Source organism: Streptomyces sp. NPDC107538 (assembly GCF_055657445.1).
In genome coordinates, this window is sequence record NZ_JBVKAY010000003.1 from 499,152 (window position 1) to 519,345 (window position 20,194).

Below are 20,194 nucleotides of genomic sequence, written 5' to 3' on the forward strand. Positions count from 1 at the left end.
TCAACGCCGTGCCACCGTTCGCCGTCACCGTTCACCGTCGTCGTCAGAAGTTCGGTGGCGGTACCGCCTTCCCCCGCCCCCTCAGCCCCAAGTGGTCGTCCGGGTCCTGGAGTTGGGCTCCCTGGGCCGTCAGCATGCGGCGGACGGTCGGGGCGGGCATACGGATCACCACCGGGCGGCGCAGGGTGAGTTCGCGGGTGGCCGTTCCGGTGCGGCCGGTGCGCACCCGGTTGGTCACCTGGGCCACCACCCGGACGTCCAGGGTGAACTGGACGAGGGCCGAGTCGAGCTTGGGCTTGTGCAGGGGCATCGTGCCGGAGGCGTTCACCGCGCCGTCGGCCGCGCCGCCCGCGCCGCCCGCGTTGCCCATCAGCTGGTTCAGGCGGAACTGGTCGGCGTTGAGCAGTCCCGCGCCCGCCAGACCGTACGCCGATCTGCCGTGGTCGGCGGAGCTCTGGCCGTCCGTCTGGGTGGGCCGGGGCGCGTCCAGGTGGCTCTGGCCGACCGTCTCGAAGGTCATCTTGTCGCCCACCCCCAGGACCCGCCCGGCGCGCAGCCGCGCGTGCAGGGAGGCGCGCAGATCCTGCCCCTCCGCGCCGGAGGCGTGCACCGGGGGCAGTTCCGCGCCGGCGGAGGTCAGCAGGGGCAGCGCGGCGATCATCCACTCGGTGGAGACGGCCTCGTTCAGGGCGTACGCGGCGGCCTGGCCCTTCTCCCGGAAACGGTCGCCGCCGCCCGCCTCGCGCACCGCCGAGTTCACCAACTCCCTTACCTGCGGCGCCCCTTGGAAGCCGTTGACCTGTGCCTCCATCGGCAGCCGCACCCCGGCGGAGCGCCAGGCGCCCAGCCCGGCGGCGGAGGAGCCGTCGCCCCGCGGACCGGGGGTGGGGGCGGGCGCGTTCCCGTGGGGCGCGGTCACCCGGGCGAGGGCGGCGAGATCCTTGTCCAGGACGCGATGGGTCAGCGCCTGACGGCCCAGGGAGACGATCTCCACCCGGCGGCCGCCCCGGTGCAGTTCGAGGGTCGCCTCGATCGGCACCCGCATCTTCGTCGACCTGGCGGTCTTCGCCTCCGCGACCGTCTTCATGCCCAGCTGGCCACGGCCGGCGGTCCCGTCGCGCCGCGACTTGCTCGACGCGCCGCCGAGGCCCGCCGAGCCGCCCGTGCTCTTCAATTGGCCGATCCCGCCCTCCGGTTTGCCGGAACCGCCGAACACGCCCTCCGCGCCCGTCGTCACGCCCTCGTCGTGGGAGGTGCCCCGCTGGGCGACGGCCGAGGTGATGTACTCCATGTCCCGGCCGTCGCCCGCCGCCCCGCCGGAGGTGGCGTCGCCCACGCGGTTCACCTTGAACACCGCCCAGTACGGGGTTTTGCGGCCGTCGAACAGCTCGACGGTGACCCCGCCGTCCATCGCGCCGGACAGCAGCCCGGCGGAACCGTCCCGGTCCAGGACCCGCAGCAGCCGCTGCACGTTGTCGTTGCGGTCCGCCAACTGCCGCCGGGGCAGCAGGTCCTCGGCGAGCGACTGCTGTCCGTTCCGCGCGAGGCGTGTGCGCAGCCGCTCCAGCAGCGGCACGAAGTCGGGCAGGTTCTCGATCACGCCGAAGCCGAGCGGAAGCCCACGGTCGAGGGACGGCGCCGGACCACCGGGCGTGGACGAGGAGGACCCGGCCGTATCCGCACCACGGGCGGCGGCCCGCTCCCGTTCGCCGCGCTCGGCGCCCATCCGGGAGCTCTCCGCCCTGGTCTCTGCCTTGGGCGTGGGCTCCTTCCGGCCCGGCGACATCACGTCCGGCTCGGCGGCGTCGAGGCCGAGCTGCCGTCGTATCGACGCCGGCAGCTGCTCCTCGGTCAGCCACACCGCCGCCTCCGCCGGGAGGGTCCGCGCGGCCTTCGCCACGTACGGACCGCCGCCGGTGACCTTGACCTCGGCGACCATGGTGACCAGCAGATCGCAGCGGACCAGGTGGAGCGGTGCCTTCCGGGGGGTGTGGGCGTTGCGCTCGACCGTGCCGGACAGCGCGGCGGACCCGGCGTCGCCCTCGCTCCGGGTACGGCTCCCGGACACGCCCTGGGCGAGGCGCCACTCGGCGGCGTTCTCCGTGCCGATGACCCCGACCTGTGTCGTACGGGTGGTGCCGTGCCCCCGCTGTCCGGCGGACTGGTGGCCGCCGAGCACGAAGGTCTCCGTACCGGGGCCCGAGCCCGTGTGCACGTACTTCGGGTTGGCGAGGGTGAGCCGGGTGCCGACCGCGCCGTTCAGTGCGGCGAGCCGGCGCGGGTAGCGGAGGTTCTTCACCACCCACCCGGCGGACGCGGCCTGCCGCAGCGACGCGGTGACGGCCTGCGGGCTGAACCGTTCCTCGACGGCCAGGCGCGGCGCGAGCCCCTCCGTGGCCAGGGCGGGATCCTCGCGCAGACCCTTGTTGCGGGCGGCGGCCCGGGAGAGCAGCTGGAGGGCGAGGTCGCGGACGGCCTGGCCGTCGCCGACGGTCTCCACCAGCTGCCAGTCCCGCAGCACCCGCCCGGTGGACGGCCGGGGGACGAGCGTGGCCAGATCGCCGATGCCCTCGGCGGTGACCGCGTGCTCGGGCCGCGCGGCCTGCCCCCGGCGCCGGTCGACCACCGCGTCGTTGCGCTGCCTGCCCTCCTCGTCGAGGGTGAACTCCGCGGGCGTGACGAGCCGTACGTCCTGCTCGTCCAGGTGCAGCCCGCCCACCAGGGCCGCCTCCGGTGTGTCCCGGCCGGGGGAGCCGGGGGTGAGACCGCGGGCGAGCTTGCGCTGCCGGGAGGTCATGGTGACGTCCACGTCGAGCCGCAGGGCGGCCCCGAAGTTGGCGGCCTTCTCGGAGCCGTTGGTGAGGACGTCCGTACGGGTGGTGGGGCCCGCCTGGTTGCGGCGGGTGCCGGTGCTGTGCCGCTCGTGGCGGGCCGAGGCGGCCAGGATGCCCGGGACCAGCCGGGCCTGGGCGAGGACCAGCCCGCCGACCGAGCGCGAACTGCCGCGCCCGCTCTGCGCGTTGGCGCCGACGCCGGAGTGGCTGCGCACCAGCCAGTCGTCGGTGTCGCCGAGGTAGCCGGTCTCCCGGAGCGCGCCCTTGACCCGTAGCTGGACGTCGTGGGCGTGCATCGTGGTCTTGCGGCGCAGCCGCACACGGATGCCGGTGGACAGCAACTGGTCCTTGTTGACGCGGAGGTTGGTCTCCGACAGGGCGGCCATCAGCTCGCGGTAGTTGCGCCGCTGGGCCTCCGCCTCCTCCTTGCTCACGAGCGTCCCGAGCGGGGCCGCGCCGAAGCCGGGCAGATAGCCGGCCAGCCGAGGGTCGGTCGCGAACAGCTCCTCCACGGCCTTCACCATGGGCCCGGTGTCGAGCTGGCTGAGGGCGACGCTGTTCCCCATGGCGCCGAAGGGAAGATGCCGCTCGACGTCCACCTCGTCGCCGTTCTCGTCCGTCCGCTTCGGCTTCTCGATGAACTCCCCGGCCGTGACACCGGGCGGCACCGGCAGTCCGAGGGACGCGGCCTCGTCGGCCCGCAGGCTCATCCACACCGTCATCGAGTGCTCGGCGGCCCGGGTGCCGGGGCGCAGGAGCTGCCGCGCCGACCGGGGTCCCGTCCCCTCCACGGTGAACTTCACGGTCCCGAGATAGAGCGCCTTCTCGCCCCGGACCTCCGCGCCCTGCCGGCTCGACACGGTCTGCTCGGTCACCGTGAACCGTGCCTTGCGGGCCGCCGCGACCGGCATGGCCGTGGCCCGGACGACTGCGGCGTTCGCGGCGGCTCCGACCCCGACCGCGGGGCCCACCCCGGCCGCGACGGAACGCCCCTTGCCCGCGCTCTCGGTGACCGAGTGCTGGGTCTGCTGATGGGTGCGCAGCTGGGTGTTGCCGGTGCTCCAGGCGGGCGACAGCCCGGTGAGGGCGGCCCGCATGCGGTAACTCCCCACACTGCTCCCGTCCTTGGACCGCAGATCCTCGCCCATGACACCGTCGCCGAGCAGCCGGGGCATGTCCTCCAGGACGGTCGTCGTGGACGTCGCCTCGTACAGCCGGGCGAGGCCGGGCGCGCCGGGCGCGGTGAGCGAGGGGTGCAGGACGGAGGCGACGGTGTCGAAGAGGCCGCCGCCGCCCTGGTGCGGGGCGGCGGTGTCGCTGACGGCGACCGGGGCCAGGGAGTCGGCGAGCGAGACCCGCCGGGCGGTGTCGGCCGCCACGGGCCCCGGCGCGCCGGGTGCCCGGGTCCCGGCCGGGACGAGGTGCTCGGTCGGGACCCGCTGGGTGAGGGTGCCCGACCCGGCGAAGGCCCGCACGTCCCGCGCGCCCTGTGCGTCCCGCGCGTCTCCGGCGCCGCGCTTGGCGACCCGTACGCCGTACCGCACCTTGCGCGGCACCTCGACCGAGCCCTTGTCGCTGCGCAGCACGCGCGGTTCGGCGATGTTGCGCTGGCCGCGGGACTCCCGGGAGGACTGCCAGGGCTGGGCGTTGGCCATGCCCGCGGCGCCCATCCAGAACCCGGGCGCCACCGGGGCCAACCCGAAGGCCAGGCCGCCCAGGCCCTTGGTCGACGAGCCGCCGGCGGTGGTCGACACGGTCGCGGCGGAGTTGTGCTGGGCGTCGACCTTGGTCTCCTTGCCCTCGGCGTCGTCCACCTCGGCGAGCGGCGCCCCGCCCGGGTCCGGCACGGTGTTCGCGAGCGCGGCCCCGGGATGGAAGACGGGAGGCAGGTCGTCGGCGGCGGGCGACACGGTGACCGTGATGTCGAACCACTCGTCGCCCCCCTCGCCCCCCTTCGGCCCCTTCCCCCGGACGGCGAAGGCGCGGCCCTGCCCGAAGAAGGTCTCCGGCCGCCCGGCCAGCTCGGCGCCGATGTCGGCGACCGTGCCGTCCCCGTGCCCGACGACCGCGGCCACCGCGTTCCGTACGAACTCGTGCCCGGTCAGCCCGTACGCCGTGGACAGCCCGGCGGCCTCCAGCCCCAGCAGATACGGCGGCAGCACGAGCCCCGGGTCGGTGTGCTCCTCCTCGATCCGGGGCGGCGGCCCGGACAACGGCGCCCGCCCGCCCGCCGGCCGCCCCGCCCCGTCCCCACGCCGCAACGCCCGCGTGGTCGCCGCGTTCCCCGCGGTCCGCTGCAGCGCGAGCAACGCCTGCGGAGGCAGCCCGCTCCCGGACCCCTCCGGCCCCCGGGTGCCCTCCCGAGCGCCGCCCCTACCGTTCCCTGCCTGCCGCTTCGCCCACACGAGGGCAACCTACGCACGCACGAGGCCCCGGACGCCCTCTCCACTCACTCCCGTCCGAGTCGTCGCCGTCGCCACATCCGGGGGTCAACTGCCGTACATCTCCCGGTAGTTGACACTGCGGTTGACGCCATGGGGCCGGAGCGGTCATGCGGCGCCGGCGGGGCGTGGTGAGCCGTGGAAGACCTGGTCGAGGTGCCAGTCGAGGTGACGGGCCGCGACGGGGCGGACGCCGGGCTGGGGACCGGTCAGCGCACGGCCCGCCAGCGCGAGGACCTGCTCGCGGGCGGCGGGGCTGTGGCCGACGAAGCGCTGGGAGACGAGGACGCGGTGGTCGCCGTCGACCCCGAGGACCCCCTTGTCGAACAGCTTGTGATGCAGCGAGCACAGGCACAGCCCGTTGTCGACGTCGTCCGGCCCGCCCAACGCCCACCAGTGCACATGTGCGGCCTCCAGCCCGACCGGGACGGTGCCGATCCTGCCGTCGTAGCCGCAGAAGGCGCACCGGTACTCGTAGGCGGTCAGCACCAGTTCGCGCATCCGCCGGTCCCGCTGCTTCCGCGCGGCCGAGAGACGCGGGGTGTCCGCCGGCTCCGGTTCCAGACCGACGGCCTCGCACAACTCCGCGTGGAAGGAGGGCGGGAAGTGCAGATCCAGCAGCAACCGCGTCATCCGGCCCAGCAGTTCCGGCTCGTCGCGCAGCGCCGCTCTGAGTTCCGGTACGAGCCGGCCGGTGGCACCCGACTCCCGGAGGTCCCGCACCCCGGTCCCGGGGCTGCCGGGTCCGCGGTCGGTCCGCACCTCCCACACGCCGTCGCTGACCAGATGGTGGAAGGGATAGGCGGGCGACGTCCGATGGGGCGGGCCGTACTCGGTCAGCAGCCGCTGGAGGTCCTCCTCCACAGCGCTGTACGGCAGTTCACCGCCGGGGTCCTGCTGGAACCGGCCCAGGGCGTGCAGAAGCAGCAGCGGCTTGTGCGGGGCTCGCGTCCCACTCCTGGTCCACTGCCTGAGCTTCGCGACCCGCTCGATCCAGTCCATGACCGGCGATCGTAGTTCGGCCGTGCAACCGGCCGACCGCGGTGGTACGGCCCTACCCGTGCCCGGAGTTCAGGGCCGGGCCACCAGCGCCGCGTACGCCCGCTCGATCTCGCCCAAGTACCGCTCCAGGCGGAAGCGGACCTCCTCGACGGGCCCGCCGTCGGGGCCCGGGTACGCCAGGCCGGACCAGACGACCGTGTGCCCCCGGAGCCGGATCCGGACGGTCAGGGTGTCCGGGGCCGGCTCGGGCCGCACCCGGGTCGCCACGTCCACCGTGCGCGGCGTGTCCGTCGGGTGGAGCGGCCCGCCCGGGCGGAGCAGCCGCCCAGGAGCGAGACCGGCCATGCCGCTGTGGCTGCGCGTGATCAGGTCGAGGCCGTCGACGAAGAGGTACGTGTGGACGGCGGCGCACGCCGGAGGCCCGGGACAGGCGCCGATGAGCAGGTTGCTCACCGCGCCCTCGCCCTGCCCGCCGGACCCACCGGCCCGCACCGCGCGGGGCGCCCTACGCGGCATTCGCCCGCCCTGACGTCATGGGCCGATGGTGACGGCGACGCCGTGCGGCCCCGGGGGACCGCACCCTCGCCCCGGGGCCGCACTCCCGCCCCGGGGACCGCACCAGGGCCCCGTGAGGCTACCGGCAATCATTCGTAGTGCTCCGGCCTTCAGGCCGGAGGTGGAGCGAATCTTGTGGCCGCGGCGCGGAGCGTCGCGGTGTCGTTCCGGCGGAGCCGGACCCCGCTTCGTGACGGTGACGGGTCGTTCACATGTTCCCGGTGGCGACGCAGGTTCGATGTGCCTAGTGTGATCGTCATGCAGCTCCGGTACGCCTTCAGGTTGTACCCCGACGCCGCTCAGCAGGCCGCGCTGGCCAGGGCGTTCGGGTGCGCACGCGTCGTGTTCAACGACGCCGTGCGGGCCCGCGAGGATGCCCGTAAGGCCAGGCAGCCGCTCCCGACGGCCGGCCAGCTGTCCACCCGCCTGATCACCCAGGCGAAACAGACGCCGGAGCGCGCCTGGCTCGGTGAAGTGTCCGCAGTCATCCTCCAGCAGTCCCTGCGGGACGCCGAGGCCGCCTACAAGAACTTCTTCGCCTCCCTCAAGGGCACTCGGAAGGGTTCGAAACTGGGCCCGCCCCGGTTCAAGTCCCGCAAGGACAGCAGGCAGTCGATCCGGTTCACCGCCAACGCCCGCTGGAGCATCACCGACCGGGGACGGCTCAACCTGCCGAAGATCGGCGCGGTGAAGGCGAAATGGTCCCGCACCCTGCCTGCCACCCCCACCTCCGTCACCGTCATCAAGGACGCGGCCGGGCGGTACTTCGCCTCCTTCGTCATCGACACCGACCCCGCCGCCGACGCGGCACGGATGCCGCAGACCGAGAACACCATCGGCATCGACCTCGGCCTCACCCACTTCGCGGTTCTCTCCGACGGCACGAAGATCGACTCCCCCCGCTTCTTGCGGCGCGCGGAGAAGAAGCTGAAGAAGGCCCAGAAGGAACTGTCCCGCAAGCAGAAGGGATCCAAGAACCGCGTCAAGGCCCGCCTCAAGGTCGCCCGCGCCCACGCCAAAGTTGCTGACGCCCGCCGTGAGTTCCACCACCAGCTCTCCACGAAGCTGATCTCCGAGAACCAAGGGATCGCCGTGGAGGGCCTGTCGGTGGCGGGACTGGCCCGCACCAGGCTGGCCAAGTCCGTGCATGACGCCGGATGGGCTCAGTTCATCGGCATGCTGGCGTACAAGGCAGAACGGTACGGACGCACCCTGGTCAAGATCGGCAGGTTCGAGCCGACTTCCCAGACCTGCTCCGCCTGCGGCGTCAAGGATGGCCCCAAACCCCTGAACGTGCGGGAATGGACCTGTACCGCCTGCGGCACCGTCCACGACCGGGACACCAACGCCGCACTCAACATCAAAACGGCCGCCGGACTGGCGGTGACGGCCTGCGGAGCGCCGGTAAGACCAGAACCCGTTCTGGCACAGCGCGAAGAAACAGGAAGCCATGGATTCCCGACCGGAAACTGTGCCGCGTAGCGGCACAGCAACCGGTCAAGGAAGGCCAGAATCCTCGCCCTTCAGGCGAGGAGCATGTCAAGGCTCAGTTGTCGTCGCGGATGCTGGTCGCGATGCCGTTGCTGATGACGACCTCCGCGGTGAAGCCCTTCTTGGCGGCGGCCTCCAGTTCGGCTTCGGTGCACTCCTTGCCGCCCTCGCCGCCCGGGCCGGTGTTCACGGCCTCGCAGATGTCGTCGTAGCCGATGATCTTGGTGTCCTCGGAGGTGAAGAACTGCTGCTCGGTGCCCTTGGAGTCGGAGACCGTGTACTTGCCCGGGGCGAGGTAGGAGACGTTCCCGAACCAGGTTCCGTTGACGAGCTTGTCCTGGTCGACCTCGTCGACGGGGGGCTCATCCGAGTTCGATCCGGAGCTGGAGGAGCCGGAGGAACCCGAGGAGCCGGTCGACCCGGACGACGACCCCGAGCCGGAGCCCTGCTGGTCGGCGCGCCGTTCGGTCACCACGGTCGCTATGCCGTCCTTCATGTCCACGTCGGCGTTCACGGCGGCCTTCTTGGTGGCGGCCTCCAACTGGTCCAGCGTGCAGGGCGCGTCCACCTTGGACCCGGCCTCGCCGCAGATGGTGCCGGTGCCGTAGACCTTGGTGTCGTCGGCGGTCCAGAACTGCTGGTCGTCCTTGCCGGGCACGGACACGATGTACTTGCCCGGGGCCAGATAGCTGACCTGGCCGTTGTCGAACGAGCCGGTGACGCCCTTGGCGTTCTTGGCGTTCGACGCCTTGTCCGCGGTCGCGGCCTTGTCCGAACCACCCGACCCGGACGAGCCGGACGACGCGTCGGTGTCGCCGTTCTGGCATGCGGTCATCAGCAGTCCGGCGGTGAGCGCGGCGGTGACGACGATGGCCTTGCGCAGGTGGCGGTTGATCACGGGGTGGTTCCTTCCGAGGGGGTGAATGGGGGTGCGAGGGGGGTGGTGGGGGCCGCGGTGATTCCGCCGGCTCCCGGTCTTGCGATGATCAAGAGGGGCAATGGTGCCCCGAGGTCACACCCGTCCGCCCGTCAGCACACCACTGTTGCAAAGTGGTGACACAGCAACACCGGAGCGGGCGGGGGTGGTTGGCGCCCCGACGGGTGCCAACCGGCTCCAACCGGCTCCAACCGTACCCGCCCCCCGTCACACCGAAGTCGAAGCCGAACCTGCACCCGCTCCCGCTCCCGCTCCCGCCTTCCTGACATGCAGCACATGGCCGTCCAGCGGCAGCGGTGAGCGGTCCACCAGGGTGAGGCCGGCGTCGGTGAACAGGTCGGCGTAGTGGCCGATCCGCCGCTCGCGTCCGCCGACGTTGCACATCATGTGGAGGTCCCAGGCGGTCGCCAGCGAGACCGAGCCGTCGGACGGCAGGACGCGTTCGACGACGAGCAGATCGGCGTGCCCGGGCATCGCGCGGGCGCAGTGGCGCAGGATCTCGCGGCAGCGCTCGTCGTCCCAGTCGTGCAGGACGCGGGAGAGGACATAGACGTCCCCGCCCGCCGGTACGTCCGCGAAGTCGCCGGTCAGGAAGGCGCAACGGGCGCCGAGACCGGCCTCCCCCAGCCGCAGGCGGGCCGCCTCGACGGCGTGCGGACGTTCCAACAGCACCCCGTTCAGGCGCGGATGCGCGGCGAGGACTCGGCCGAGCAGTTCCCCGTTGCCGCCCGCGACATCGACCACCGTGCCCCCGCCGGGAGCCTCGGCCGCCGCGGTGAGCACCGGATGCGTGGGCACCGGGTCGAACATGGCGGCCCCGGCGGCCATGGACCGGTCGAAGAGCTCGGCGAGGCGGGGGTCACGCGCGAAGCGGTCGAAGTGGTTCTCGCCGAAGAGATGCTCGAACGCGACCTCCCCCGTGCGCACGGTGTGCCCGAGCCCGGCGAAGGACTCGTAGAACGGGCCGCCGTACATCAGCGCCAGCGCCCGCATCGACCCCGGCGCACCCTCCCGCAGCAGCGCGCCCACCTCGGTGAGCCGGAAGCCGTCGCGGCCCTCCGTCACCGTGCCCAGCATCGCGAGATAGCGCAGCAGCGTCGCCAGGTTCAGCGGCTCCGCGCCGACCTCGCGTGCCAGTTCCGCCACGTCGGCCCCGCGCTCGCGGTCCATGGCGTCGGGCACCCCCAGCTGCGCGAACACGGCCAGTGCCTGGGTCGTCCAGGCCCCGGTCAGCAGGCGCAGGAGCGTTTCGGCAGGCTGTCGGGCGCGATGCTCGTCGAGGTGGGCGGCCAGGACGTCCCGGTGGTCGCCGGGCACGTACAGCTCCACGCGCCGGTACCCGACCTTGGCCTCCGGGGCGGCGCCGAAGTAGAAGACCGTGCCGTTCTCGTGCGGGTTGTAGCCACCGCCGTCCGGGGTGGCCCCGTAGCGCGCGAAGGTCGCGCACAGGCCCCGCAGCACCAGCGGGTCGGGCGCCACGACGTCGAAGGCCACGTGGGTCTCGTGCTCCCGCTCCCGCTCGTCCGCGGCGATCGCGTCCAGCCCCGATCCCGGCGCCACCGTCAGCGCGAACACCTCGACCGTACGGCGCTCCCCGTCCGCCCCGGTCACCGAGGGGCGCAGGATGCCGACGTCCAGCTCGGCCGCCTGCCGCCGGTGCCGTACGGCCAGCCGTTCCCGTACGACGACACTGGGGCGCGGCGGCGCGACCGTGTCCAGTCCGCAGTCGCCGAGCAGGGCCCGCAACTCCGCCTCGCCCGACGGGAAGACGAGCAGCGCGGCGTGCGAGAAACGGCAGTGCCCCACGAGGGTCCGCAGCTCCGGGCCGTCGAGCCCGGGGAACAGCAGCGGCAGCAGGGCGGCGGTGTCCTGCTCCTTGACGAAGTCGACCGTCGCGAGCAGGCGGGACGTGTCGCGGGACAACGTCGTGATCATTGAGGGAACTCTCCATCGGTACAAGCAATCAGTACAAGGCGGAAGAACAGGACGTCAGACGCCGACGTAGTGCTCGGCGAACCAGTCCTGGTGGCTGCGCGAGGTCCGCAGCGAGTCCATGCGGGAACGCCGCAGGGAGTCATGGAAGGGAGAGGCGGTGTCGGGTGAGCCGTGTCCGCCGTGCAGGAGCCGGATCATCCAGTGCGAGAACTCCTGCGCACGCCAGATGTACGCCAGACACCGCGCGGAGTACGCGTCGAGCCCCGCGGAGTTGTTACGCACGAGGTCGTCGACGAGCGCTTCGGCGAGGATCTCCGCCTCCAGGACCGCGAGGTTGGCGCCCTTCGCCGCGGCGGGACTGATCAGCCCGGCGGCGTCGCCGGCCAGGAACAGCGCACCGTGCCGCAGCGGTTCGAGCACATCGGACTCCAGGTCGACGACGGCCCGCCGTACGATCCGGCCGCGGCGCAGCGGGCCGTACTCCGCTCCCCGCATCCGCAGATCCAGCTCGTCCCAGACGCGTTCCTCGGACCAGGCGTCGGCCGGGGTGCCGCGCGCGCACTGCGCGTAGTAGCGGGTGATCTCGCTGCTGCGCGCCATGTGCCCGGCGAACCCCCGCTCGTGCACCGCGTAGCCGACGGCGTCCAGGCTGGGCGGCGCCTCGGCGAGCAGGCCGAGCCAGGTCACCCCGTGGTCGCAGTGGTGCCGGCGTACCGAGCCGGCCGGCAGTGACCGCCGGGCCGCGCCGTGCCGCCCGTCGCACCCGGCGACGTACCGCGCGCCCCAGCGGCCGGGCCGCCCGTCCGCCTCGCGCACGGACACCGAGGGGCGGTCGGTGTCGGCGTCGAGGACGGCCACCGCCTCGGTGCCGAACGCGATACGTCCGCCGGCGGCGAGGAACCTTGTCAACAGGTCGGTGACCAGGAGCTGTTGGGGGTAGACGGTGTGCCGCTCGCCTCGCCCGAGTCGGCCGTAGTCGAGCCGGAACCGGCCGTCCGCGCCGCGGAACTCGCACACGCTGTGCGGCTGCCCCCGCCGCCGCAGCCCCTCGGCCAGCCCGTGCCGCTCCAGGATCCGTACGGTGTTGGCCGCCAGGAACCCGGCCCGCGCCCGCGTCTGGACGTACGTCCGCTCGGCGCGCTCCAGCACCACACAATCGATCCCACTGTCCTGAAGAAGATTGCCGAGCACGAGCCCGGCCGGTCCGGCGCCGAGGATGACCACGTCGGCCGTCCCGCGGGTCTGACTGTCTGTCACGAGAGGGGATGGTAGGTCCCATGAAGTGACTTACTTGACATAAATCACCTGTATGGGAAGAGCCATCGCAGTGAGCCGGGGCGCACGCCCCCAGCGACGCGCCGTCCCGGTACAGCGCCCGCGATGCGGGCCCGATGTGGCGGCGGAGCGCGAGGCGGCCATGCTCGGCAAGCGCGCCCTGATGAACGCCGACTCCTACGCCCAGTTCATCCTGACCGCGACGGGCTACGGGGCCCCGCGCTTCTGACGGCGCCCCCGGTCACCGTCGGCCCGCCCGGTCAGCGCCGTGTGGCGGACGGCTGGAGGAGCTGGTCGACGGGGGCGTAGTCGTCGGTGAGCGGTCGGGCGCCGTCGATCCAGGAGGTCAGGTCGTCGCCGGTGGCGATCCGCCAGCCGGTGTGCCGGGCGTCCAGCGCCTCCTGTGCCGCGCGCAGGTCGACGGCCCGGTCGGAGGCGAGCACCACCAGGTTGCCGCCCACGGGGGTGGCGTCCGGGTCGGGGCCGAACCCGAGGTCGTCGGGGTCGCCGAGGAGGGCGACATGGTCGAACGTCTCGCCGAGGGTGGCCACTTCGGCACGGGCGAAGTCCAGACGGCCGTGGTCGATGAGGTTGGCGACGTACACCCCGTCCTCGTCGAGCACCCGCCGTACGTCCGTCATCGCCTCCACGGTGGTGAGGTGCCACGGCACGCTCACGCCTCCGAAGGCGTCGCCGACGACCAGGTCGCGGCTGCCGTCGTCCAGCCGCCGCAGTCCGAGCCTGCCGTCCTCGACGCGTACGTCGATCCCGGCCCCCGGGGTCAGACCGAGCCGCTCACGGTCGATGCGTACGACCCCGCCGTCGATCTCGGACACGAGGCTGTGTGTCCCGGGCCGGGTGGCGGCGAGGTAGCGGGGAAAGGTGAGTCCGCCGCCGCCCACATGGTGGGCGTCGAGGGGTTCAGCCTCGGGGAAGGCGCTGTCGACCACCGAGGCGATGGCGCGTACGTACGCGAACTCCAGGTGGGTCGGGTCGTCGAGGTCGACGTAGGAGTGCCGCAGGCCGTCCAGGACGAGCGTGCGGCCGCTCTTCCGGTCGGGGTCCGTGACGACCCGTGCGCAGTGGTACCTGGTCTCCGCGTCGCAGGCACCGGGCGCGACCACGGTGCCGAGGCCTCCGGCGACGACCACCAGGGTCAGGGCGGGGGTGCCGCGCCAGCCGCGGGTGCGCCACTCGACCAGCGCCGAGCCGGCCACCAGCAGGGAGCCGAGGCCGATCAGGATGCCGCTGACCGGCAGCCGTGACACCAGGACGAAGCCGGTGAGGACGGTGCCGACGATGGCGCCGGCGGTGCCGACACCGGACAGCCGGCCGACGACCGTCCCGGTCTCGGCGAGCGTGGTGAGCCGCAGCTTCGTGACGATCGGCGTCACCGCGGAGAGCAGCGCGCCCGGCACGAGGATGGTCAGCGAGGCGATCAGCAGCAGCAACGCCGGTGACCACTCCGCGGTGGTGCGCAGCACGGCGGGGGTGAGCGCCACCACCGCCCCCGACACCCCGAGCGAAGGGCCCAGGAGCCGCCGCGGATCGACCTGGTCGGCGACGCGACCGCCGAGCCACGAGCCGACGGCGATGGCCGTGAGCGCGATCCCGATCACCATGGTGCTGGTCTCCAGCGTGAGCCCCAGATAGGGGGCCAGCAGCCGCAGAGCGACGATCTCGACCACCAGCACGGCGGCCGACGCCCCGAACACCAGCGCGACGGCGGCCCGCGAACCCAGGCCGCGCGCCTGGGACCCGCTCTCGGAATCAGGCAAGGACGGCGATCCACTCACGGCCGCCATCCTCGCACGCCCCCTCCCGGCGGGTCTCGACCGGCCGGGAGGGGGCGTCAACGACCGTCACGCACAACGGTGTTGGCCCGATCGGCAGCCCAGGCGGCCCTGGTTGCACGTGTCTTGTTGAGCAGTCAGGGCGGAAGTTGTGCGAATGCTGTGCGAGAAGGCGACTTGGTGATCGAATGTGATGCATTTGGCCCGTCGGGGGAGCCCGGGGCCCGTGGGGGTCCCAGGGCACTGACCACCAGGAGGAACAGAAGTGATCCGTGTCTCGCGCGTGACGGCCGCTGTGACAGCGGTCCTCGCGCTGGCGCTCGCGTCGCCGGGGGCGGCGCAGGCGGCGCCGGAACTGCCGCCGGGGAGATCGCCCGCCGCCGCGTCCGCAGGACTTCCCGAGGGCTGGCGGACCACCGGCACCGGGAAGTCGGCGGAGCTGGTGTGGCGCTCGCCCGATCAGGTGCCGGTGGGCGACGCCCAGGTCGAATTCCGCAGCGGGGAACGCCTGTTGGGCATCCCGAGACCCGCCGCGGACGGCCGTACCTTCCGGCTGCCGCTGGACGGGGTGCGCCTCGACAGGACGGACGATCTGCGGGTCGAGGCCGCGGGACGGCGCCTGGACGCGGCCGGCGCGAAGGCCGACGCCCGTGAGCGCCGCTCACTCGACACCCCCTCGGGCCCGTCGCGCCCGCCCCGCACGGCGGACCTGAACGGCATCGACCCCGGTGTGCCAGGCCCGTACCGTACGACCACCGGCGAGTACTCCCTCCCGGCGGTCCACCTGCCCGGCTACGACACCGACGTGGAGATGCGGGCCGTCGTCGTCGCGCCGGAGGGCGCCACCGGCAGCCGCCCGCTGGCGCTGTTCCTCCACGGGCGCCACGTGAGCTGCTTCAAGGGCGACGACGTGACCCTGGAGTGGCCCTGCCCGGCCGACTACGCGTCGGTGCCGAGCTACCGCGGCTACCAGCACGACCAGCGACTCCTCGCCTCCCAGGGCTATGTGACGGTCTCCATCTCCGCCAACTCCGTCAACGCCCAGGACTGGCAGGCCGACGACGCCGGCGCCCAGGCCCGCTCCTCGCTGATACGGCTGCACCTCGCCCACTGGGCCGACTGGGCCGCCGACCCGTCCACCGCCCCCGACGTCGTACGCCGGGCGCCCCGCGCCGACCTCGGCCGGGTGCTGCTGGTGGGCCACTCCCGGGGCGGCGAGGGCGCCGACCGGGCCGCGCTGGACAGCCTCACTCCGCCGCCCGCCGACCAGGACGGCTACCGGGGCAGGACCCGCTGGACGATACGCGGGACCGTCCTCATAGGCCCCACGATCTTCGGCCAGAACCCCGCCCCCGACGTGCCGTCCATGACGATCCTGCCGGGCTGCGACGGAGACGTCATCGACCTCCAGGGCGAGTACTACGTCGACGGCACCCGAGGCGTCAGCCGCGGCAAGGCCCTGCACAGCGCGGTCTACATGACCGGCGCCAACCACAACTACTTCAACACCGAGTGGACCCCCGGCCAGGCCACCGCACCGGCCAACGACGACTTCCTCTACGGCGGCGACGAGCACGACCCGCTGTGCTCGCCCGGCACCGCCACCCGGCTCACCGCCGAGCAGCAGCAGAAGGCGGGCTCGACGTACATAGCCGCCGCGGCCCGGCTGTTCGTCGCCGGTGACGACCGCGCCCGCCCGCTGCTCGACGGCTCCTCCGCACGCGCCGCCTCCGCCGGGCCCGCCCGCGTCGCCACCCACGCCGTCGGCGCCGCCCGCTCGGGGGCGTTCCTCCCCGACTCCACCGCCACGGTCGGCGGCGGCCGGCTCTGCGCCCAGGTGGACCCGGACCCTGACGTCTCCTGCCTGGACCCCGAACTCACCACCGCCTCCCCGCACTTCACCCAGTGGCGCGGGGTGGCCCCCGGCAAGGAGCCGGACCGCTACGCGCTGGCCATGAACTGGAGCGGCGCCGGCACCGCCACCACGCTCAGCCCCGCCCGCCCGGTCTCCCTGACCGGCGCGAAGTCGCTGAGCCTGCGGGTGATCGTCCCGCCGAACACCACCGGCACCGAGCTGGACATCGCCCTCACCGACACCTCCGGCGCGCGGGCCGACCTCGGCCGGGTCACCGTCGACGGCCTGCCCGGCACCTCCCGCACCTCCTCCTACTGGGCGCGCGAGGTCCGCGTACCGCTGTCCGCCGCGACCCGGGCGGGCCTCGACCTCGGCCACGTCAAGACCCTGCACCTGACCCCGCGCACCACGTCCGGGACGGCCTGGCTGGTGGACGCGTACGGCTGGCGCCCCGGCACCCCCGCCGTCGAGCCCGCGCGGCCTGCGCGGGTGGACGTCGGCCGGCTGACCGTCAAGGAGGGCGACTCCGGATCGCGCACCTACCAGGTGCCGGTACAGGTGTCCGGGTCGGGCAGCGGCCAGGTCCGGCTGTTCGTGGACGAGCCGGGCGGTGACTTCCCGGTCGCGCGTACGGTGACGGTCCGGGCCGGCACCCGCGTCGACATCCCGGTGACGGTCGAGGGCGACACCCGCTACGGCTCCGACGAGGCACACGGGGTGGCCGTCAAGGCCGTACGCGGCACCGTGGTCGGCTCCTACCGGGGCGGCGTCACCGCGGAGAACGACGACCCCCAGCCCACGGTGACGGTGACACCGGTCGCCGACCAGGTCACCGAGGGACAGCCGCTGGTCTGGCGGATCGGCCTCTCCGCGGCGGCCGAGGTGGCCACCTGGACGGACCTGCAGCTGCTGCCCGTCTCCGCCGGCCCCGAACTGTCCACCAAGGACGTCCCCGCGACCTGGCTGGAAGAGTACTTCGAAGCCTCACCGGACCCCGAACTCCCCCTGTCCGCCCTGCCGGACGGCGCACTGCTGATGTCCGAGGTCCCCGCGGGCGACCTGAGCGTCGACGTGCCCGTGCCGACGGTCACGGACCAGCTCAGCGAGGACCCGGAGTCCCTCAGGTGGCACCTGTGGACCTACGACCCCGAGGGAGCACCGGTCGAGGGCCCGGAGTTCACCGGCACGGTCCGCGACGCCGCCTAGCGGAGCACGCGTATGAGTTGAGATGGTTTGAGATGAGTTGAGATGAGATGAGAGGACGGGCCGGTCTGCCGAAAGCCCCGCTTCCGGCAGACCGGCCCGCTGGTCGAGCCTGCCGCTCGCGATCATCCCGACGACCCGGCCCTCGGCGTCGACGATGACGTGGTCGCCGGTGGGGCGACACGGACGACACCGGCGAGGTGCCCGGAGCCGGTCAGAGGTAGAGCCGCTCGTTGATCTTCAGGCCGTTCTCGCGGCAGTACGTCTCGTAGTGGTCGATGAACCAGAACACGTCGACCGTCTCCATGACCCGGCCCTCCTCGTCGAGGAACTCCAGCGCGCCGTTGAGCCAGAACATCGTCTTCATGCCGTGCTCGGAGTAGAGGGTGTGGCTGCGGCCCGGGCTCTCCCGGACGAAGTCGCCGGGCTTGCCGACCCAGTCGTACTCCAGGTAGCGCCAGCTGCCTTCGATGACGTAGCCGGAGACCGGGCCGCGGTGCCGGTGCCGGCCGAGCGTGCCGCCCTCCTGCACCCACAGCACGTTCGCGGCGCTGCTGCCGCGCACGTCGAAGGTGAGGTGCTTGATGAACACGCCCGGCACGAACGGCACCCAGGGGCTGCTGTCCTCGCTGATGTACCCCTCCTCCAAGGCGTACTTGTCCCGCATCCGGTCCACGCGTGCCTCGGTCGCCACGTACTGCGCCATGATCTCTTCGGACGTCGTCATGTCACCTGCTCCATCGCCTCGGTGGGTGTGGCTGTGAACGTACGGTCCGGCCCGCCGCGAGGGCTTGACTGACGCGGCACGGTTACTTGACCCTGAGCGCACCCGCCGCCGGGTCCCCCGGAAGGTGCGATGCGAGGTGGCACCGGTATGACGCTCAGTTTCTCGACGCTCGACTTCTCCACCGCGCCGCTCGACAGCCGGGCCCAGCTGGACTACTGGCGCGAGGTGGTCCGCTCGACGTTCGTCGAGTACGAGATGGATGTGCCGCGGGGTTCGTCCCCCGGCTTCCGGGGGCAGGTCACGGCCCGGACGCTGGGCGGCGTGGGCATCGCGCGAGTGGTTTCCGACCCGCACACGGTGTTCCGTTCGCCGACGCTGATCCGCCGGGCGGGCGAGGACGACTTCCTGGTCAACCTGGCCGTCCGGGGCCGTATGACGGTCACGCAGCAGGGGCGCGACGCGGTCCTGCGCCCGGGCGACTTCACCGTCTACGACAGCGCCCGCCCCTGCCGGATCGCCTGCACCGACCCCTTCGAACTGCTCGTCCTGAAGGTGCCGCGCCCGCTGTTCGACGCGCACTGCCCGCTGGCCCGGGACGCGATGGCCACGCCGGTGCCGGGGGACCGGGGCGTCGGCGCGCTCTTCGCACCGTTCCTCCGCTCCCTGAGCGACCACGCGCCCGGTCTGACCGCCGATGTGAGCGCGCGGCTCGGGGCCACGCTGCTGGAACTGCTGGCCACGGCCCTGTACGCCTACGACGAGAGCGGCTCGGGCGTCCGGCTCGCCCTGCCCCGAGCCGCCCACATGGACCGCGCCCGCCGGTACATCGCCGACCACATCGCCGACCCCGACCTGTCACCCGCCGCGATCGCCCAGACGCTGGGCATCTCCGTCCGCTACCTCCATACGATCTTCCGGACCGAGGACACCTCACCGTCCCGCTGGATCCTGCGCCGGCGGATCGACCTCGCCGCCCGGCTGCTCGCCGACCCGGCCCGGACGGACCGCAGCGTCACGGACATCGCCTACGCGGTCGGCTTCAAGGACGCCTCGCACTTCACCCGTGCCTTCAAGACCCGCCACGGGGTCAGCCCGCGGCAGTACCGCGCGGATCGACCGGCCTCCGGGGGTGGAGGTGTGCCCGCGCCGGAGACCGCCGGGTGAGGGGCGGGGCGGGGCGGGGCGGGGTGACGGATCGGGTTCCGCCCTGCTGAGCCCCGGCGGCGTAGGCGGGGGTGCGGGGTCGGGGGCAGCGGGGTTCCGGCTGGGGTCGGGGGCGGCGGGGTTCCGGCCGGGCCTGGGGTCAGTGGGGTTTCGGCCGGGGTCGGGGTCAGTGGGGTTCCGGCCGGGCCTGGGGTCAGTGGGGTTTCGGCCGGGGTCGGGGTCAGTGGGGTTCCGGCCGGGGTCGGGATCAGCGGGGTTCCGGCCGGGCCCGGGGGGCCACCGCGGCCATCGCCTCGTCGAGGGCGGCGGCGAAGGTGCCGCTGGAGCCGCTTTCGAGCCACGCCCGCTGGGCGGCGACGAGGCAGCCGAAGGCGGCCGCGGTGATCGCGCGCAGGGTCGGGTCGCCGGCCGGGCAGGGCGCGCCGGCCGCGGCGGCGCGTTCGCTCAGCGCGGCGACGACCACCTCCTGCATCTGCTGCTGCTTCTCCAGGTAGCTGCCGAGCAGGTTCGGCGTGCCGAAGATGACCCGCTGGATCGGCGCCGCGACGGAGTCCTTGTCGAGGTCGTCGACGTGCGGCACCAGCAGGTCGAAGAGCGCGCGCAGCGACTGCCAGACGGGCTCGCCGGCCGGACGGGCGCGCAGCCCCTGAAGCATCTCCTCGGCGAGGTAGTCGACCTTGCCGACGACCAGGTCCTCCTTGGTGGGGAAGTACCGGAACACACTCCGCTTCGACATGCCCACCGCCTCGGCGATGTCGTCGATGGTCGTCGCCTCGTAGCCACGCTCGATGAACAGGGCGTTGGCGGCCTCCGTGATCTCGCGCCGGACCGCCTGCCGTGTGCGCTCCCGCAGTCCGGGCCTCGTCTTCTCCGTCGTCATCGCCTCAGGTTATCACTCACAGCCATAGTTGACACTCGATGACAGCTTTGTCATTGTGTGATGAAGAACGGCAAGCGGACAACGACTCGAACCGAAGGAACC

General features: G+C 73.0%; 13 protein-coding genes. 4 read left to right on the forward strand and 9 right to left on the reverse strand.

What is annotated here, in order from left to right:
• Positions 1 to 43: 43 nt before the first annotated feature.
• The 3 genes from ACZ7MG_RS12750 to ACZ7MG_RS12760 form a co-directional block, all read right to left on the reverse strand.
• Complete coding sequence (locus tag ACZ7MG_RS12750) at positions 44 to 5,143, reverse strand: hypothetical protein (protein ID WP_471381938.1); 5,100 nt, start codon at positions 5,141 to 5,143, stop codon at positions 44 to 46.
• A 240-nt stretch (positions 5,144 to 5,383) separates the two neighbouring features.
• Positions 5,384 to 6,277: a phosphorothioated DNA-binding restriction endonuclease gene (locus ACZ7MG_RS12755; protein WP_471381936.1), complete on the reverse strand. Its 894-nt coding sequence runs from the start codon at positions 6,275 to 6,277 to the stop codon at positions 5,384 to 5,386.
• Positions 6,278 to 6,346: 69 nt separating this feature from the next.
• On the reverse strand, positions 6,347 to 6,793 hold the full coding sequence (locus tag ACZ7MG_RS12760; RefSeq protein ID WP_471381934.1) for a hypothetical protein: 447 nt from the start codon (positions 6,791 to 6,793) through the stop codon (positions 6,347 to 6,349).
• Positions 6,794 to 7,090: 297 nt separating this feature from the next.
• Here ACZ7MG_RS12760 and ACZ7MG_RS12765 point away from each other — a divergent pair, with 297 nt between their 5' ends.
• Positions 7,091 to 8,314 carry an RNA-guided endonuclease InsQ/TnpB family protein gene (locus ACZ7MG_RS12765; RefSeq protein ID WP_471381932.1) on the forward strand — a complete coding sequence of 408 codons (1,224 nt, stop codon included), beginning with the start codon at positions 7,091 to 7,093 and terminating at the stop codon, positions 8,312 to 8,314.
• Positions 8,315 to 8,378: 64 nt separating this feature from the next.
• Here the strand turns inward: ACZ7MG_RS12765 and ACZ7MG_RS12770 are convergent, their stop codons facing one another.
• The 3 genes from ACZ7MG_RS12770 to ACZ7MG_RS12780 form a co-directional block, all read right to left on the reverse strand.
• Positions 8,379 to 9,221, reverse strand: coding sequence for a hypothetical protein (locus ACZ7MG_RS12770; protein ID WP_471381931.1), 843 nt, complete (start codon positions 9,219 to 9,221; stop codon positions 8,379 to 8,381).
• A 246-nt stretch (positions 9,222 to 9,467) separates the two neighbouring features.
• A complete protein-coding gene (locus ACZ7MG_RS12775; protein ID WP_471381928.1) occupies positions 9,468 to 11,195 on the reverse strand; it encodes a methyltransferase in 1,728 nt (575 codons plus the stop codon).
• Between the two features lie 54 nt (positions 11,196 to 11,249).
• Positions 11,250 to 12,452, reverse strand: coding sequence for a 4-hydroxybenzoate 3-monooxygenase (locus ACZ7MG_RS12780; protein ID WP_471381926.1), 1,203 nt, complete (start codon positions 12,450 to 12,452; stop codon positions 11,250 to 11,252).
• Between the two features lie 52 nt (positions 12,453 to 12,504).
• Between ACZ7MG_RS12780 and ACZ7MG_RS12785 the strand changes: the two genes are divergently transcribed.
• The gene (locus ACZ7MG_RS12785) at positions 12,505 to 12,699 is read left to right on the forward strand and encodes a hypothetical protein (RefSeq protein WP_471381923.1); all 195 of its coding nucleotides are present in this window, start codon (positions 12,505 to 12,507) and stop codon (positions 12,697 to 12,699) included.
• Between the two features lie 31 nt (positions 12,700 to 12,730).
• Here the strand turns inward: ACZ7MG_RS12785 and ACZ7MG_RS12790 are convergent, their stop codons facing one another.
• Positions 12,731 to 14,275: a fused MFS/spermidine synthase gene (locus ACZ7MG_RS12790; RefSeq protein ID WP_471381921.1), complete on the reverse strand. Its 1,545-nt coding sequence runs from the start codon at positions 14,273 to 14,275 to the stop codon at positions 12,731 to 12,733.
• Positions 14,276 to 14,528: 253 nt separating this feature from the next.
• Here ACZ7MG_RS12790 and ACZ7MG_RS12795 point away from each other — a divergent pair, with 253 nt between their 5' ends.
• Positions 14,529 to 17,324, forward strand: coding sequence for an alpha/beta hydrolase (locus ACZ7MG_RS12795; protein WP_471381919.1), 2,796 nt, complete (start codon positions 14,529 to 14,531; stop codon positions 17,322 to 17,324).
• A 211-nt stretch (positions 17,325 to 17,535) separates the two neighbouring features.
• On the opposite strand, the gene ACZ7MG_RS12800 is transcribed toward ACZ7MG_RS12795, so the two are convergent.
• Entirely contained in the window at positions 17,536 to 18,048 is a 513-nt protein-coding gene (locus ACZ7MG_RS12800) for a 2,4'-dihydroxyacetophenone dioxygenase family protein (RefSeq protein ID WP_471381916.1), read from the reverse strand.
• Between the two features lie 147 nt (positions 18,049 to 18,195).
• On the opposite strand from ACZ7MG_RS12800, the gene ACZ7MG_RS12805 reads away from it, so the two are divergent.
• A complete protein-coding gene (locus ACZ7MG_RS12805; protein ID WP_471381913.1) occupies positions 18,196 to 19,212 on the forward strand; it encodes an AraC-like ligand-binding domain-containing protein in 1,017 nt (338 codons plus the stop codon).
• A 247-nt stretch (positions 19,213 to 19,459) separates the two neighbouring features.
• Here ACZ7MG_RS12805 and ACZ7MG_RS12810 read toward each other — a convergent pair whose 3' ends face one another.
• On the reverse strand, positions 19,460 to 20,092 hold the full coding sequence (locus ACZ7MG_RS12810; protein ID WP_471381911.1) for a TetR/AcrR family transcriptional regulator: 633 nt from the start codon (positions 20,090 to 20,092) through the stop codon (positions 19,460 to 19,462).
• Between the last annotated feature and the right edge of the window lie 102 nt (positions 20,093 to 20,194).